The 14,704-nt window shown below is 64.9% G+C and carries 12 protein-coding genes; 6 read left to right on the top strand and 6 right to left on the bottom strand.

All coding sequences use genetic code 11. From position 1 onward, the window contains the following. Nucleotides 1–43 precede the first annotated feature (43 nt). Nucleotides 44–214, top strand: a complete 171-nt coding sequence (locus tag AABA86_RS26555) for a hypothetical protein (protein WP_212253017.1) — start codon at nucleotides 44–46, stop codon at nucleotides 212–214. Between the two features lie 8 nt (nucleotides 215–222). Here the strand turns inward: AABA86_RS26555 and AABA86_RS26550 are convergent, their stop codons facing one another. Beyond that, entirely contained in the window at nucleotides 223–876 is a 654-nt protein-coding gene (locus tag AABA86_RS26550; protein ID WP_338308953.1) for a PAS domain-containing protein, read from the bottom strand. 247 nt (nucleotides 877–1,123) lie between these two features. Between AABA86_RS26550 and AABA86_RS26545 the strand changes: the two genes are divergently transcribed. Further along, complete coding sequence (locus AABA86_RS26545) at nucleotides 1,124–2,014, top strand: efflux RND transporter periplasmic adaptor subunit (protein WP_212253015.1); 891 nt, start codon at nucleotides 1,124–1,126, stop codon at nucleotides 2,012–2,014. Between the two features lie 165 nt (nucleotides 2,015–2,179). Here AABA86_RS26545 and AABA86_RS26540 read toward each other — a convergent pair whose 3' ends face one another. After that, entirely contained in the window at nucleotides 2,180–3,028 is an 849-nt protein-coding gene (locus AABA86_RS26540; protein ID WP_212253013.1) for a caspase family protein, read from the bottom strand. Between the two features lie 433 nt (nucleotides 3,029–3,461). Here AABA86_RS26540 and AABA86_RS26535 point away from each other — a divergent pair, with 433 nt between their 5' ends. The 3 genes from AABA86_RS26535 to AABA86_RS26525 all read left to right on the top strand — a co-directional run bounded on the left by AABA86_RS26535 (nucleotide 3,462) and on the right by AABA86_RS26525 (nucleotide 7,505). Further along, the gene (locus tag AABA86_RS26535) at nucleotides 3,462–5,189 is read left to right on the top strand and encodes a hypothetical protein (protein ID WP_212253011.1); all 1,728 of its coding nucleotides are present in this window, start codon (nucleotides 3,462–3,464) and stop codon (nucleotides 5,187–5,189) included. Nucleotides 5,190–5,486: 297 nt separating this feature from the next. Further along, nucleotides 5,487–6,212, top strand: coding sequence for a thermonuclease family protein (locus tag AABA86_RS26530; protein ID WP_212253009.1), 726 nt, complete (start codon nucleotides 5,487–5,489; stop codon nucleotides 6,210–6,212). A 105-nt stretch (nucleotides 6,213–6,317) separates the two neighbouring features. Beyond that, nucleotides 6,318–7,505, top strand: a complete 1,188-nt coding sequence (locus AABA86_RS26525; RefSeq protein WP_212253007.1) for a pyridoxal-phosphate-dependent aminotransferase family protein — start codon at nucleotides 6,318–6,320, stop codon at nucleotides 7,503–7,505. 183 nt (nucleotides 7,506–7,688) lie between these two features. Here AABA86_RS26525 and AABA86_RS26520 read toward each other — a convergent pair whose 3' ends face one another. Then, the gene (locus AABA86_RS26520; RefSeq protein ID WP_338308952.1) at nucleotides 7,689–8,789 is read right to left on the bottom strand and encodes a hypothetical protein; all 1,101 of its coding nucleotides are present in this window, start codon (nucleotides 8,787–8,789) and stop codon (nucleotides 7,689–7,691) included. Further along, a complete protein-coding gene (locus AABA86_RS26515; protein WP_338308951.1) occupies nucleotides 8,789–10,225 on the bottom strand; it encodes an MBOAT family O-acyltransferase in 1,437 nt (478 codons plus the stop codon). Before AABA86_RS26515 ends, AABA86_RS26520 begins: the two co-directional genes overlap by 1 nt. A 210-nt stretch (nucleotides 10,226–10,435) precedes the next feature. Here AABA86_RS26515 and AABA86_RS26510 point away from each other — a divergent pair, with 210 nt between their 5' ends. Then, entirely contained in the window at nucleotides 10,436–12,541 is a 2,106-nt protein-coding gene (locus AABA86_RS26510) for a S9 family peptidase (RefSeq protein ID WP_338308950.1), read from the top strand. 211 nt (nucleotides 12,542–12,752) lie between these two features. Here the strand turns inward: AABA86_RS26510 and AABA86_RS26505 are convergent, their stop codons facing one another. Together AABA86_RS26505 and AABA86_RS26500 are read right to left on the bottom strand one after the other, a co-directional pair. Next, complete coding sequence (locus tag AABA86_RS26505; protein ID WP_338308949.1) at nucleotides 12,753–13,844, bottom strand: SMP-30/gluconolactonase/LRE family protein; 1,092 nt, start codon at nucleotides 13,842–13,844, stop codon at nucleotides 12,753–12,755. Between the two features lie 74 nt (nucleotides 13,845–13,918). After that, complete coding sequence (locus AABA86_RS26500) at nucleotides 13,919–14,638, bottom strand: ribonuclease activity regulator RraA (RefSeq protein ID WP_338308948.1); 720 nt, start codon at nucleotides 14,636–14,638, stop codon at nucleotides 13,919–13,921. Between the last annotated feature and the right edge of the window lie 66 nt (nucleotides 14,639–14,704).

Below are 14,704 nucleotides of genomic sequence, written 5' to 3'. Positions count from 1 at the left end.
ATCCGTAATTTCGGAAGGCGCGCCTTGCCGTCATATCAGGGTCATGGACCGTCATATCGTCTTCAAATGCCCGCAGACCGGCATGAACGTGCAGCATCGGCTCGGCGACGAGCCGGCCGACCGAACGCATGTGTCGGTGTCCTGTCCGGCCTGCACGCGCCTGCATTTGATCGATCGGGCCAGCGGCAAGCTGCTGGGCGACCGCCGCGGCTGACAGGCCGTTTATGGCTGCCCGGTGACCTGCGCCGTGACGTCTTCGACGTGGTGCAGCAGGTAGACCAGATGGCCCGCCGTGTCGTGGATCGGCGAGTTGATCGGCTGCCAATGACGCTCGACGAAGACTCCGTCCGGATCCCGGATGTCGTAGCGCTGGACCGCCATGGCATGCGCCCGCCCGGTTTCACCGACGATCCTCAAGCTGCCGTAGAGATTGCTGACGCCGTCGGCGAGCGGATCGTTGGGATTATCGGGAAATATCTCGAACAGCGAGCGGCCGACGATTTCGGCCCGGCCGGTCAAAGTCGCAGCTGCATAGGCATCGTTGATGTCGACGATCAGCAGGCCCGGCCCCGGGTCCAGCAGCATATAGGGATGCGGTGAGGCATCGAATTCGGGCTGGAATTGCTGCCGGATCGTGTCGGTCTCGCCGTGCTGCCGCCGGCGCTGTTCGAACGGCGTCGTATCGGCCCCTGATACCGCCGAGTTCAGCAGCGCCAACTGACGCTTCGCCGATGCCAGCAGCGCGCGCACGGTGTTCTGGACCGTCGGGTCGGCCGTTTCATTGAGCAGCCGCTCGAAATGAACGATATTCTGCTCGCAAACGAACCGTTGCATCCCGCCTCGACCATGAGCTGTGCGGCCGCCCTGCCGCGTCATCCTGATTCTAGTTCCTTACAGGCGCCCCCGGCAGATGAGAAGACCGTGACCGGCGGCACTTTGGGAGTAGGGCCGACCCCGGCGCCCCGCCCGGGAAAAGCGAACCTGTTCTCCAATCCTGCGACTAATCAAAGACTTGCTGCGACGGCCCGCGGCGGCGTGGCCTCCCTTTTTGGGACAACGCTGCCGTAGTCCGCAGCCCTGCCATCTGCTATCGATTGGAGGCATAGCCCCCGTGGAATTTCCGATGCGTCATTTGCCCCGTGCCGTCGTTCGAAGCCTGTGTCCCGCAGCCGTCGCCGGTATGCTCTTCCTCGGTCCCTATCCGGCCGGAGCCGCCGACGACGACGCGCCCAGGGGGCCGGCGGTCACGGTGCTGAAGGTCGCAAAATCCTGCTTCTCCGACATCGTCGAGGCCACCGGCACGATCATCGCGCGGGAGGAAACCTCGGTGCGGCCCGAACGTCCGGGCCTGAAGGTCACGGACGTGCTGGCGGAAGCCGGCGACACCACCACCGCCGGCCAGGTGCTGGCGCGGCTGGCGCTCCCCGAGGGCGGCACGCTGCAGGTCACCGCGCCCGTGGCAGGCGTGATCGCGACGTCGACCGCCCAGATCGGCAATTTCGCCTCGGCCAAGGGCGAGGCCCTGTTCACGATCGTGGCGCGCAGCGAATATGATCTCGTCGGTCTGGTGGCGACCACCGATATGCGCAAGCTCGCAGTCAACCAGCCGGCAACCGTGCGGATCGCGGGCGCCGGCGACATCGACGGCAAGGTGCGCCGCATCGGCCCGACCGTCGAGCCGAACATCCAGCAGGGCATGGTCTATATCGGCATCTCCTCGCAGAAGCGGCTGCTGCTGAAGGCGAGCGGACGCGCGCTGATCAAGACCGGGCAGAGCTGCAATGTCGCGGTGCCGCTGACAGCAGTGCAATATTCATCCGCCGGCACCGTGGTGCAGGTGATCCGCCGCAACCGCGTCGAGACCAAGCGTGTCGAGGTCGGATTGATGTCGGGCGGCAATATCGAGGTCCGCGACGGCCTCAACGACGGCGATGTCGTCGTCGCCCGCGCCGGTGCGCTGCTGCGTGAAGGCGATCCGGTGCGCCCGGTGATGGCCGCGGAAGCGGCGAAGTAGGCTTCCTCGTGTCCCGGACGCGCTGCAGCCTGTAACGCTGCTGCGCAGAGCCGGGACCCATCTCGTCACACAGCGACGGTCAAAAAAACTGGGCCCCGGCTCTGCGTCGCATCATTGCATGATGCGCCGCGTCCGGGGCACGAGAGATCGTAAATTTGATAAAAACTAGCCGCCGGCTTCGCCGAAATGGACGTCTTCGAGCAGCGAGGAGGAGACGGTCGGGACCTGATCGCCTTCGCTGGCGCGGGAGATGGCGACGCGGGTCTTGTTGAAGACGCTTTCGGCGCTGCCCTTCGCACTGAGGTTGTTGAGGAACTCGCTGACCAGCACGCTGTGCTCGCCCTTGCCGTCGTCGACGACCTTGCCGGGCGAAGCCGAGGACAGGATCAGCGCGTTGTCGGACGCGCTGATCGGCGCGAGACCGTGGCTGTAGGAGCGGAAGCGGCGCTCGTAAGGGTTACGGCGGGAGGCGTCGACGACGACGAGCTTGGCCTTGGCGCCCTGCTCCTTCATCATGTCGATCACGCCGTCGATCGAGACGCCCTGGCGGCGGACGTCGCTTTCCTTCCAGATCACGGCATCGACCGGCAGCATGTAGCTCTCGCGTCCCGCCTGCACGCCGTAGCCGCCGAAGAACAGCATGACGACGGTGTCGCGCTTGATCCGGGACTTCAGGCGGCCCACGGCGCGGACCATGTCGTCCTTGGTCGCGTCTTCCACCATGTCGACGTCAAAACCGTTCTTGCGCAGCGACGAGGACAGCGCGCGGGCGTCGTTGATCGACTGCGTCAGCGGCGCGCTGGCGTCGGGATAATGTCCATTGCCGATGACCAGCGCGAGGCGCGAGGTCTGGCCGATCGAGCCGGTGATCTGGTCGGTGGAGACGGCCTTGGCAGCATCGATCGCGCGCATGTTGAGAGCAGCATGGGCGCCGATCACCAGCGAGACCGTGCCGATGACGGCAGCAGCCAACGCGATGGTGCGTCGGGAAAGGTCGAGCTGCTTTACATTCATCTCGGTTCGTTTCCTGTGCCAAAGACCAGCCAAGCGCGCGCACACTGTTTGAGTAGCGCGATAGCGTCTTTAGGTTTGAGGGATTGGCCGGGGATGTGCCCCCGAATTGCGCGCAATTTGCGGCGCCGCACCAAACAAACCTTTAACCGGATATAGGGTGCCCGGCAATAGATTGCCCAAAATTTGAGCTAAACCACTGACGACGTTCGTTAATTCTCCTACGCAGATTTGTTGGTCCTTGCTCCCCGACAGCCTTTCCGAGCCTCGATCATGCAGCCTTCGTGCCGGCTTTTTCCGTGACTTTCATCACATTTGTATTTCCTGCGAATCCGGATAGCCTTTTCAACGACTTGCAGGGGGTGGCGCGTGGCTGGAAGCGCGCTGGCCGGCCCCCGGCCAAAACCCCGCCAAAGGCCCCGCGACCAGGTATTTCATGAGCTTTCATTATTTTGCCGGCGCCGCCTGCCGGGCGCTGACCGCGCGGAAGGATGGGCCCTCGCTTTACGACGTGTGCGATCCCGTCTTGTCTGCTGCGGCCAGGGGCGATCCGCATCTGGCCAAATTCTACAAGACCGCGCTCGGCAACCCCGCGCTGCGGGTGCTGCTGCGGCGGGCCGGACTGCCCGAGCTGCGCGATGAGGCCCGGCTGGCGGCGCTGCGCGCGGCGCTGGCGCGCGCCCGCGACGAGGCCGAGCCCGACTGGGCCGCGGTCGGCCAGCCGGTCGCCGATCTCGTCGACAGCATCGCGCTCGACCATCCCAAGCCGCCGCCGGCGATGTTCACCGGCTCCGCGCCGCCAGAGGCGCAGATCGACGGCGTGATCCGCGACTGCGCGCAGCATCTGCTCGGCTCGTACCGCAAGAACGGCTTTCTGCCGACCTATGCCGCCTTCAATTTGATCGGCGACCCTGACTTTCGTGGACGCGAGCTGATCATGGCGCTCACGGGCCTCAACGCCCGCGGCTACAAGAACTCCTCGCTGCTGTTCAACCTCGCCCGCGTCTTCATCGCGCGCTCGCCGACCCGGGCCGTCGTCAATCCGCCCTGGCGAGGGATCGCGGAGCCGATGTGGGAACCGGTGCAGATCCGTCACCGCTCGGCCTATTACGATGCGTTCTTCATCGAGGCGCTGCTGAGCTATGGCGAAACCGGGCTCGCCTCGCCGGCCGACAAGATTGCGGCCGAGCGCGCCATCGCCGACATGGTGGATTTCTGCGTCAACATCAGCCGCGAGGAGGTCGAAGGCACGGGCGGCGCGCGCTTTGACGTCGTCACCGCGCTGGCGCCCGCGCCGCATCCGCGCTTCTCGCGCTACTTCGCGCAGATCAAGCAGGATCTCGGCTTCGGCGTTTACGTGCCGGATTGCGACACCACGGCCTGCTCGATCTCGGCCGCGACGCAGGCCGGCTGCCTTGACGAGATCATCGATCAGCCGCTGCTGGATTTCTACGCCGGCTACCAGGTGCGCGCCGGCGTCAACGAACCGCGCGTGACCGTGCCGCTCAACGACAATATCGACTATGAGGGCGGCGTCGCGACCTGGATCGACAACGTCAAGGGCGAGCGTCCCTACGGCAACGATCTCGATCCGACGCTCAATCTCGACATTCTCGAGGTGAGCTTTCGCAACCTCGCGCGCTGGAAGGTTCTGGAGACGCCGGCGCGGCTCGCGACCGTGCACCGCATCATCGGTTTCCAGAAGCGGCTGGCGGCGAGCGGCGCCTTCGCCAATCCACGCTCGCACATCTATTATTTGCCGGAACTCTACAGCGCCTATTTCGGCCGCTGCTATGCGGCCTTCCTGGCGCTGCCGCTGGCGGCGCAGGCCGCGATCGATCCCGCCGGCGATTTCGACTTCATCCGGCATCGCGTGCTGTCCTACGTCAAGGGCGAGCTGATGGCCGCCGAGATGAACGTGTTCGACGCGGCGCTGGCGCTGATCGCGCTCGGCCATCTCGGCGCCGACCCGCGCGCCTTCGCGCCGGCGCTGAACGTGATCATCGCCGGTCTCGGCGAGGGCGGCCGCCGCGGTCCGTTCCGCGCCTATGAGTGGAACAAGATGAAGACGCCGACGCGGATTTTGGTGGGCGGGCCGGAGGTGACGTCGGCGTTCGTGCTGATGGGGCTCGCGGTGGCCAAGCGGGCGATGGCGCGGGGGTGAGGGCGCACCGTATCCGTGCCCCGGACGCAGCGCAGCGCCCCCGGCGATGCGAAGCATCGTCCGGTGCGGTGCGCTGCAGAGCCGGGACCCATGCCTCCGCGAGATGTGTCTGTGAATTTCTGGGTCCCGGCTCTGCGAAGCGGCGTTACACGCCGCACCGCGTCCGGGACACGAGCCGAGAGGCCTCCCGCAATGACGGGAAGTTGAAAGCCTATCTGTTGAGCATAAGCTGGCCCGATGGCCAAAAGCCGACCACAATCGCGCGCTCTGTCGACATTTCATCACACGCGGACCGGCATGTTGCGAAAGATCCTGATTGCGCTGTCCTTGCTCGCTCTTCCCTCGCTCGCCCAAGCCGCTGACATCACCGGCACGGCAAAGGTGCGCGCCGGCGATGCCGTGGTGATCGGCAACACGCGGATCCGGCTCGGTGGCATCGATGCGCCCGCGGTCGACCAGCTCTGCCTCAACACCAAAAGCGAGCGCTGGACCTGCGGCGTCGCGGCGCGCGACGAGCTCGCCAAATACGCCGAGGGCAAGAGCTGGGTCTGCCATACCCGCTCGATCGACCGGCGCGGCCGCACCGTGGCGCGCTGCGAGGTCGGCGGCGAGGACATCCAGAAATGGCTGGTGCGCAGCGGCTGGGCGCTGGCCTACACCCGCATCTCCAAGGACTACGAGCCCGACGAGGCCGCCGCGCGTGAGGCAAAAGCCGGAATGTGGCAGGGCGCCTTCATCGCGCCCTGGGACTGGCGTGAGCGCAACAAGAAGACCGTCATCCTCGGCGCCACCAAGCCGCCCGACGGGGCGCATGCGGTGCTGCTCGCCTCGGCCTCGGGACCGGTGGCGCCCTCCCCGGATTGCACCATCAAGGGCAACGTCAACAGCGCCGGCGAATGCATCTTTCACCAGCCGACCAGCCGCTGGTACACCCAGATCAAGATGAAGATCAGCAAGGGCACCCGCTGGTTCTGCTCGGTCGAAGAGGCGGAAGCCGCCGGCTGCCGCGAGACCAAGAGATGAGAGCCCCAGACCTGCGTTTTGCGTGCTTTTCTTGGCGGGTCACGGCGCGTAAAACGTGATTCAACAACCCACCTGTCCGTTCTCAAGCAACAAGGACCAACAGCAATGACCGTTCGCGCGGGCCGGGAATTTCTGGCCATCCCCGGGCCCACCACCATGCCCGACGAGGTGCTGCGGGCGATGCATCGTCCGGCGATCGACATCTACTCCAAAGAGATGCTCGATCTGACCGAGAGCCTGCTCCGTGATATCTCGAAGCTGTTTGCGACCAAGGGCAAGTCCTACATCTACATCGCCAACGGCCACGGCGCCTGGGAAGCGGCGCTGAGCAACGTGCTGTCGCGCGGCGACAAGGTGCTGGTGCTGGAGAGCGGCCGCTTCGCGATCGGCTGGGGCAATGCGGCGGCGCTGATGGGCGCCGAGGTCGAGGTGCTCAAGGGCGATTGGCGCCGCGCGGTGCGGCCGCACGAGGTCGAGGAGCGCCTGCGCCGCGACAAGGAGCACACCATCAAGGCCGTCGTCGTGGTCCAGGTCGACACGGCCTCGGGCGTGCAGAACGACATCGAGGCGATCGGCAAGGCGATCAAGGCCAGCGGCCATCCAGCGCTGTACATGGTCGACACCGTGGCTTCGCTCGGCTGCATGCCGTTCGAGATGGACAAATGGGGCATCGACGTTGCGATGTCCGGCTCGCAGAAGGGCCTGATGACGCCGCCCGGCCTCGGCTTCGTCGCCGCCAATGCGCGTGCGCTCGAGGTGCACAAGAAGGCGAATATGTCGACGCCCTATTGGAGCTGGAGCGAGCGCGAGGGCACCGAGAATTATCGCAAATATGCCGGCACCGCACCGGTGCACCTGCTGTTCGCGCTGCGCCAGGCGATCGACCTCTTGCACGAGGAAGGGCTGGAGAACGCCTTCCGCCGCCACAGCCTGCTCGGCGAGGCCGCGCGTCGCGCCGTTGGCGCATGGTCGGAAGGCCAAGTGCTCGGCTTCAACGTGGCAGAGGCCAGCGAGCGCTCCAACACCGTGACCACGGTGACCATGAGCAACGGCCACGATCCCGCGGTGCTGCAACGCTATTGCAAGGACAAGTGCGGCGTCGTGCTCGGCACCGGCATCGGCGACCTCTCGGGTCAGGCCTTCCGCATCGCCCATATGGGCCACGTCAACGCGCCGATGCTGCTCGGCACGTTAGGGGTGATCGAGATCGGCCTGAACGCGCTGAAGATCCCGCACGGCAAGGGCGGACTGGAAGCCGCGGTGGCCTATCTCGGCGACGAGGTGGCGGTGTAGGCGCAGATGTCGTCCCTGCGAACGCAGGGACCCATACCGCGTGATCTACCGATGGGGCGCGGTCGCAATACCGAAGGCATCTTCACCACGAATCTTCGCCAAACTTCTCCCTGTGGTTCTGGGTCCCGGATCTGCGCGCGCTTGAGGCGCGCTTGTCCGGGACGACAGGTGAGTTTGCGGCAATCACTTCGGCACGCGATACGCTTCGACCTGAGCCTTCAGTTCATCCAGCGACGCCGTCGGCTGCTTCGGATCCACCCGATGCTTCCCACTCGCCAGCCACTGCAGCACCATCGCGTCCACCACCGGCGAATGGTGGATGACGTCGCCGTAATTGCCGAGATCGTGCGTCACCGCCTTGATCGCGCGGAAATCGTAGAGGCGCACGTTGGGCAGCTGCGTCAGGCGCTGCGCCATGAGTGCCGTCAGATCGGTGACGATCTTCAGCGTCTCGGGTGAGGCGTCGCGCATCGCGACGAATTGCAGGATCGAATAGGGCGGGAAGTAGATGTCGAAGGTCACGTCGGGGTGGCGCGTGATCAGGCCGACGGCATCGCGCTCGAAATGCCGGGCCATGGCCTGATAGCCGTAGCCTTCGCCGAGAAAGCGGCTGCGCACAGGGCTTGTGATGTAGGCGAAGGCGGCGAGCGTCTTCTTCGCATTGTACTCGCGCGCGACGTCGAAATCCCGCGGCAGCGCGTAGATGTCGTCGACATCAGCCAGCGCGAACTTGACGGGAAGAAACGGCGCCGCACGGGTCAGCGGCCCTTGCAGCGGCGGGACCGAGCGCAGCAGTGCGAACAGCGACTCTTTCGCCATCGCAGCGCTGAGCAGATAGGACGCGATGCCCTTGGCCGTCCCGCGATAGAGATCGACGGACAGATAGGGATCGGCCTCGATATCGGCCGCATCGACGAAGATGAAATCGTCCATCGCCCAGATCACGCGCCTTGCGCCGCGGTCGATCGCCTGCTCCAGCACAAAACCCTGCTGGCGCGAGTTGGAGCCGGTCATCGCCAGCTTGAGCGAATGCACGCCGAGCACCCGGTCGATGTCGCTCTGGCGGAAATGGATCGCGAGCGAGGTGCCCATGAAAACGGTGTCGAACGTCTGGCTGCGGATCAGCCCGGCATTCTGCACGCGCGTGTCGTCGGAATAGAAGGCGGTGCGCGAGGGGCGAAACAGTTGCAGGGGATCGACGACGTAGGTGAGCACGATAGCACCGAGCACGAACGCGATGCTCGCGAGCAGAAGACGCTTGAGACTGGTGAACGGCCTGCGCATCAGAACCGGAAATAGATGAATTCGCTGTGGCTCTGGATGCCCAAGATGCCGAACGCAAGCACCAGCGATGCGGCATAGAGAAACAGCGGCCGCATGCGCCCTGCCCGCAAGTTCTCGCCGACCCGGCGGTTCGCGTGATCGTATCCCAAGATGCCTTGCGTGTTCGGCGCCAGCCACACCAGCGCGGCGTAGATCGCAACCAGCACCAGCGCGGAGATCTCCTCACGGCCGAAGACGATATTCGAGGGATCGGCCATGGCGTGGAGCACACGCAGTGCCCATGCAACGCTCTCGGCGCGGAAGAACACCCAGGCGACGACGACGGCGAGGAACGTCAGCACCGCGCCGGCGATGCGGGCCGGGCGCATGAGAACAGATGGGATGTTCGGCACCAACGCATTGAAGGCGTGATTGACGCAGAGATAGGCCCCGTGCAGTGCGCCCCAAATGACAAAAGTCCAGGCCGCGCCGTGCCAGAGCCCGCCGAGCAGCATCGTGATCAAGAGATTGACATAGCGCAGCACGCGGCCGTGGCGGTTGCCGCCGAGCGGGATGTAGAGATAGTCGCGCAGGAATTGCGACAGGGTCATGTGCCAGCGGCGCCAGAAATCGACGATGCTCGTTGCCTTGTAGGGCGAGTTGAAGTTGACGGGTAGGAAGATGCCGAACATCAGCGATATCCCGATCGCCATGTCGGAATAGCCGGAGAAATCGAAATAGAGCTGGAACGTGTAGGCGAGCGCGCCAAGCCAGGCCTGATCGAAGCTCGGCGAGCGCGCCTCGAAGGCAAGCGCGACCAGCGGCTGGATGCCGTCGGCAAGGCACGTCTTCTTGAACAGGCCGATGGCGAAGATGATGACACCGCACAACATGAGATGCCCGTCCGGGCGCTTGGTCTCCTCCCGCTCGAATTGCGGGATCATGTCCTTGTGGTGGAGGATCGGCCCCGCGATCAGATGCGGGAAATAGGTCACAAACAGCGCATAATGCGGCAGCGCGTAAGCGGCGACCTGGCCGCGATAGGCGTCGACCAGGAACGCGATCTGGGTGAAGGTGTAGAAGGAGATGCCGACCGGCAGCAGGATGTGAATCGCGGCATGCGTGCCGAACAGGGCGTTGAGGTTCTCGGTGAGGAAGCCGGCATATTTGAAGATGCCGAGCACGAGCAGATCGGCGGTGATACCAAGCGCGAGCGCCACCTTTCGCTGTGACGGAGTGAGCTCCGCCACGATGAGGAGATGGCCGACGCCGTAATTGAAGGCGATCGACAGCAGCAACAGCGCCACGAACTGCCAGTTGCCGATGGCGTAGAAGGCGAGCGAGGCCAGCGCCAGCCAGATCACCGGCGTGAGATTGCTGCGCCGCCCGAGCCAGAAGTATCCGGCCAGCACGGCCGGCAGGAACAACAGGATGAACGGGTAGGAATTGAACAGCATCAGGCTGGACCGGCGGCGGGGATATTGGTCCGTAAAGCATACAAGCGCCCCATCAACAACCCGGCGGCCTGGCACGTTCCTGTCTTTGGCTGCGCTGGCAATTCGTGGAAGCGGGACGATATAAGGGGGAACGCGCCTTCTCCCCTCCAGGCAAGCGGGGGAGAGGTGAAGAACGGCGACACCGCGACGATGTATTGAGATGAGGACCGAGTGACCCAGGCCAAAACCCCTTCCCAGCCCCCCGTCGCCCCGCGCCGGCCGCATTCCTTCACGCGGCACGGGATCACCGTGACCGACGACTATGCCTGGCTGAAGGACGAGAAATGGCAGGAGGTGCTGCGCGATCCCAAAGTGCTGGATCCCGATATCCGCAAATATCTCGATGAGGAGAACGTCTACACCGACAGCCTGCTTGGCCACACCGCCGGCCTGCAGAAGACGCTGGTGCGCGAGATGCGCGGACGGATCAAGGAGGACGATTCCAGCGTACCGTCGCCGGACGGCCCGTTTGCCTATTTCCGCAGGTTTCGCGAGGGCGGGCAGCACGAGCTGTTCGGCCGCATGCCGCGCGACGGCGGCGACGGCGAGATCGTGCTCGACGGCGACGCGCTCGCCAAAGACCACAAATATTTCAGGTTCGGCGGCAGCCGGCACTCGTATGATCACAAGCTGCAGGCCTGGAGCGCCGACACCAAGGGCTCGGAATATTTTTCGATCCGCGTGCGCGACTGGGCGACGGGCAAGGATCTCGACGATCTCGTCGAGGAGACCGACGGCGGCGTGGTCTGGGCCGCGGATTGCAAGAGCTTCTTCTATGTGAAGCTCGACGACAACCATCGCCCGATGCAGGTGTGGCGACACAGGCTCGGCACTAAACAGGCTGACGATACGCTGGTCTATGAGGAGCAGGATTCCGGCTGGTTCACCCATCTGCACGAGAGCACCAGCGGCCGCTTCTGCGTGATCGCCGGCGGCGACCACGAGACAAGCGAGCAGAGGCTGATCGATCTCGCCAACCCCGAAGCGCCGCCGCGCCTGGTCGCGGCGCGCGAGGAAGGCGTGCAATATTCGCTGGCCGATCGCGGCGACCAGCTCTTCATCCTCACCAATGCCGACGACGCCATCGACTTCAAGATCGTCACGGCGCCGCTTGGCCAACCCGAGCGCAAGAACTGGCACGATCTGATCCCCTATCGCCCGGGCATCTACATCATCGACCTCGATCTCTATGCCGGCCACCTGGTGCGGCTGGAGCGCGCCAATGCGCTGCCGGCGATCGTGATCCGCGATCTCGCCTCGAACGAGGAGCACGCCATCGCCTTCGACGAAGCCGCCTATTCGCTGGACACGATGGGCTCCTACGAATTCGAGACGACGAATTTGCGCTTCGCCTATTCGTCGATGACGACGCCGTCGGAAGTCTACGACTACGACATGGCCAAGCGCACGCGCACCTTGCGCAAGCGCCAGGAAATCCCGTCCGGCCATAACGCCGCCGACTACGTCACCACGCGCATCACGGCGAAGGCGCATGACGGCGCCGAGGTGCCGGTGTCGATCCTCTACCGCCGCGGCCTGAAGCTCGACGGCTCGGCGCCGCTGCTGCTTTACGGCTACGGCTCCTACGGCATGGCGATGCCGGCCTCGTTCAACGCCAACCGTCTGTCGCTGGTCGATCGCGGTTTTGTGTACGCCATCGCGCATATTCGCGGCGGCGCGGACAAGGGCTGGGGCTGGTATCTCGACGGCAAGCGCGAGAAGAAAACGAATTCGTTCGACGACTTCGCCGCAAGCGCGCAGGGGCTGATCGCCGCAAAGTACACCAGCGCAAAACGCATCGTCGGCCATGGCGGCTCGGCCGGCGGCATGCTGATGGGCGCGGTCGCCAACCGTGCCGGCGAGCTGTTTGCCGGCATCGTCGCCGAGGTGCCGTTCGTCGACGTGCTCAACACCATGCTCGACGACACCCTGCCGCTGACGCCGCCGGAATGGCCCGAGTGGGGCAACCCGATCGAGAGCGAGAAGGATTTTCGCACCATCCTGTCCTACTCGCCCTACGACAATGTCGCGGCAAAGGACTATCCGGCGATCCTGGCGATGGGCGGGCTTACTGATCCCCGGGTTACCTACTGGGAGCCCGCCAAATGGATCGCACGCCTGCGCGCCACCATGAGCGGCGGCGGTCCGGTCCTGCTCCGCACCAACATGGGCGCCGGCCACGGCGGCGCGTCGGGGCGGTTCGACCGGCTCGATGAGGTCGCGATCGTCTATGCGTTCGCGCTGTGGGCAGCGGGGATGGCGGAGGCGGGGGTGTAGCGATAGCGTCCGCCGCACAACACCTTCCGCTGTCGTCCCCGCGAACGCGGGGACCCATACCGCGTGATTTATCGGTGAAAGGCAGGAGCGGTACCGGCGAAGACTTCTTAACTGCTAGTCTTCGTCAAACTTCTCCCTGGGGTTATGGGTCCCTGCGTTCGCAGGGACGACAGCTGAGATTCTGGGCGCGCTATCGCCCCACAAGCAAGACTCACACCGCCCCGTGCGCCTCGACATACAGCGCGTAGACCGAATGGCTGCTGGCCATGTACAGCCGGTTGTTCTTCGGGCCGCCGAAGCAGAGATTGGCGCAGCGCTCGGGGAGCCTGATGAAGGCGAGCGGCTTGCCGTCCGCGTTGAACACCATGACGCCGTCGAGATCTTCCGGCTTGGCCTTGAGCTGAAACACCTTGCGGCCACCGATTTCGGTCGGCTCGCCCTGCAGCGCGCCGTTGGAGCCCCAGCCGCACCAGAGATTGCCGTCGCGGTCGACGCGGAAACCGTCGAGCGAGCCCTGGTCGGCGGCGTCGATCAGCTTGGTCTTGCCGCTGAGGCTGCCGTCGTCGCCGACATTGTAGCTCCAGATGCTGCGGTTGGGCGTGCCCTTCCATTCGACGACATAGAGCTTCTTCTCGTCCGGCGAGAAGGCAAGGCCGTTCGGATTGACGAGGTCGGTGAGGACGGCGCTGATCTTGCCGTCCTTGGCGATGCGGTAGACGTTGGTGGTGGCCTGCTCGGCCTTTTCCTTCTTGCCCTCCCACTCGCCGTTGATGCCGAACAGCGGATCGGTGAACCAGATGCTGTCGTCCGATTTCACCACGATGTCGTTCGGCGCGTTCAGCCGCTTGCCCTCGAACTTGTCGGCGAGCACGGTGATCTTGCCGTCCGTCTCGGTGCGGGTGATGCGGCGGGTCACGGAGTGCTCGCAGGTGACGAGACGGCCCTGGCGGTCGCGCGCATTGCCATTGGCGTAATTGGCGTTGGCGCGGAACACGCTGGTCTGCCCGGTCTTCTCGTCGAACTTCATGATCCGATTGTTGGGAATGTCCGAGAACAGGAGATAGCCGCCCTCGGGGAAATAGGCCGGGCCTTCGGCCCAGCGCATGCCTGATGCGACCTGCTCGAGCGTCGAGGAATAGAGCCGGTATTTTGCAAAACTGGGATCGAGGATCTGGACAGCGGGGTCGGGATAGCGCTGGTTGGGCGTGAACGGAAACGACTGGGCGCCGGCGGCGCGGGCGAGAAGCGTCGTTGCTGCCGCTGCGCCGGCGGCGGCCATGAGGTTACGTCGCGTGAAATTCATTGAAATCCTCCCTGCTTGATAAAAGGCCGGCGCTTGCTGCGCCGGCTCGTTTCTTGACGTGAGTTCGCTTTGGCTTAGCGGCCGTTCTTCTTCCGCCACTCCGCGAAGTCGGTGAGCGTCTGCGGATCGGTGGCGGGATAGAGGCCGAAAATGCCGCGGCCCTTGCCGACTTCCTCGGTGACGAAATCCTCGAACGCGGTCATCTCGAAGGTTTCGTTGGCGATCTCGTCCGCGAGATGGGCGGGGATCACGATGACGCCGTCGGCATCGCCGAGGATGACGTCGCCGGGAAACACCGGCGCGTCGCCGCAGCCGATGGGCACGTTGATCTCGATCGCCTGGTGCAGCGTGAGATTGGTCGGTGCCGACGGGCGGTGGTGATAGGCGGGGATGCCGAGCTTGGCGATCTCCGCGGAATCGCGAAAGCCGCCGTCGGTGACGACACCGGCGACACCGCGCTTCATCAAGCGCGTCACCAGGATCGCGCCGGCCGAGGCCGCGCGCGCGTCCTTGCGGCTGTCCATCACCAGAACGCTCCCCGCCGGGCAGTCCTCGACCGCCTTGCGCTGCGGATGCGAGCGATCCTTGAACACGTCGATGGTGTTGAGATCCTCGCGCGCCGGCATGTAGCGCAGCGTGAAGGCTTCGCCGACCATGGTTGGCTGATCCGCGCCGAGAGGATGCACGTCCTGGATCATCTGGATGCGCAGGCCGCGCTTGAACAAGGCCGTGGCCACTGTGGCCGTGGAGACGGATTTGAGCTTGTTGCGGGTGGCTTCGCTGAGTTTGGGCATGGTCTATCCTCTTGTCATTCCGGGGCGCCGCGCAGCGGCGAGCCCGGAATCCATCGGGCCGCATAC

Origin of the sequence: Bradyrhizobium sp. TM233 (assembly GCF_036247965.1) — a bacterium.
GTDB lineage: Bacteria > Pseudomonadota > Alphaproteobacteria > Rhizobiales > Xanthobacteraceae > Bradyrhizobium > Bradyrhizobium ottawaense.
This window is presented reverse-complemented; position numbering and strand designations above follow the sequence as displayed.

Bases quoted from the DNA above. Each gene is read 5' to 3' on its own strand.
- AABA86_RS26540 (WP_212253013.1), bottom strand. From the start codon at position 3,028: ATGAATGTAAAGCAGCTCGACCTTTCCCGACGCACCATCGCGTTGGCT.
- AABA86_RS26500 (WP_338308948.1), bottom strand. From the start codon at position 14,638: ATGCCCAAACTCAGCGAAGCCACCCGCAACAAGCTCAAATCCGTCTCC.
- AABA86_RS26525 (WP_212253007.1), top strand. From the start codon at position 6,318: ATGACCGTTCGCGCGGGCCGGGAATTTCTGGCCATCCCCGGGCCCACC.
- AABA86_RS26545 (WP_212253015.1), top strand. From the start codon at position 1,124: ATGCGTCATTTGCCCCGTGCCGTCGTTCGAAGCCTGTGTCCCGCAGCC.
- AABA86_RS26520 (WP_338308952.1), bottom strand. From the start codon at position 8,789: ATGCGCAGGCCGTTCACCAGTCTCAAGCGTCTTCTGCTCGCGAGCATC.
- AABA86_RS26505 (WP_338308949.1), bottom strand. From the start codon at position 13,844: ATGAATTTCACGCGACGTAACCTCATGGCCGCCGCCGGCGCAGCGGCA.
- AABA86_RS26515 (WP_338308951.1), bottom strand. From the start codon at position 10,225: ATGCTGTTCAATTCCTACCCGTTCATCCTGTTGTTCCTGCCGGCCGTG.
- AABA86_RS26530 (WP_212253009.1), top strand. From the start codon at position 5,487: ATGTTGCGAAAGATCCTGATTGCGCTGTCCTTGCTCGCTCTTCCCTCG.
- AABA86_RS26555 (WP_212253017.1), top strand. From the start codon at position 44: ATGGACCGTCATATCGTCTTCAAATGCCCGCAGACCGGCATGAACGTG.
- AABA86_RS26535 (WP_212253011.1), top strand. From the start codon at position 3,462: ATGAGCTTTCATTATTTTGCCGGCGCCGCCTGCCGGGCGCTGACCGCG.
- AABA86_RS26550 (WP_338308953.1), bottom strand. From the start codon at position 876: ATGACGCGGCAGGGCGGCCGCACAGCTCATGGTCGAGGCGGGATGCAA.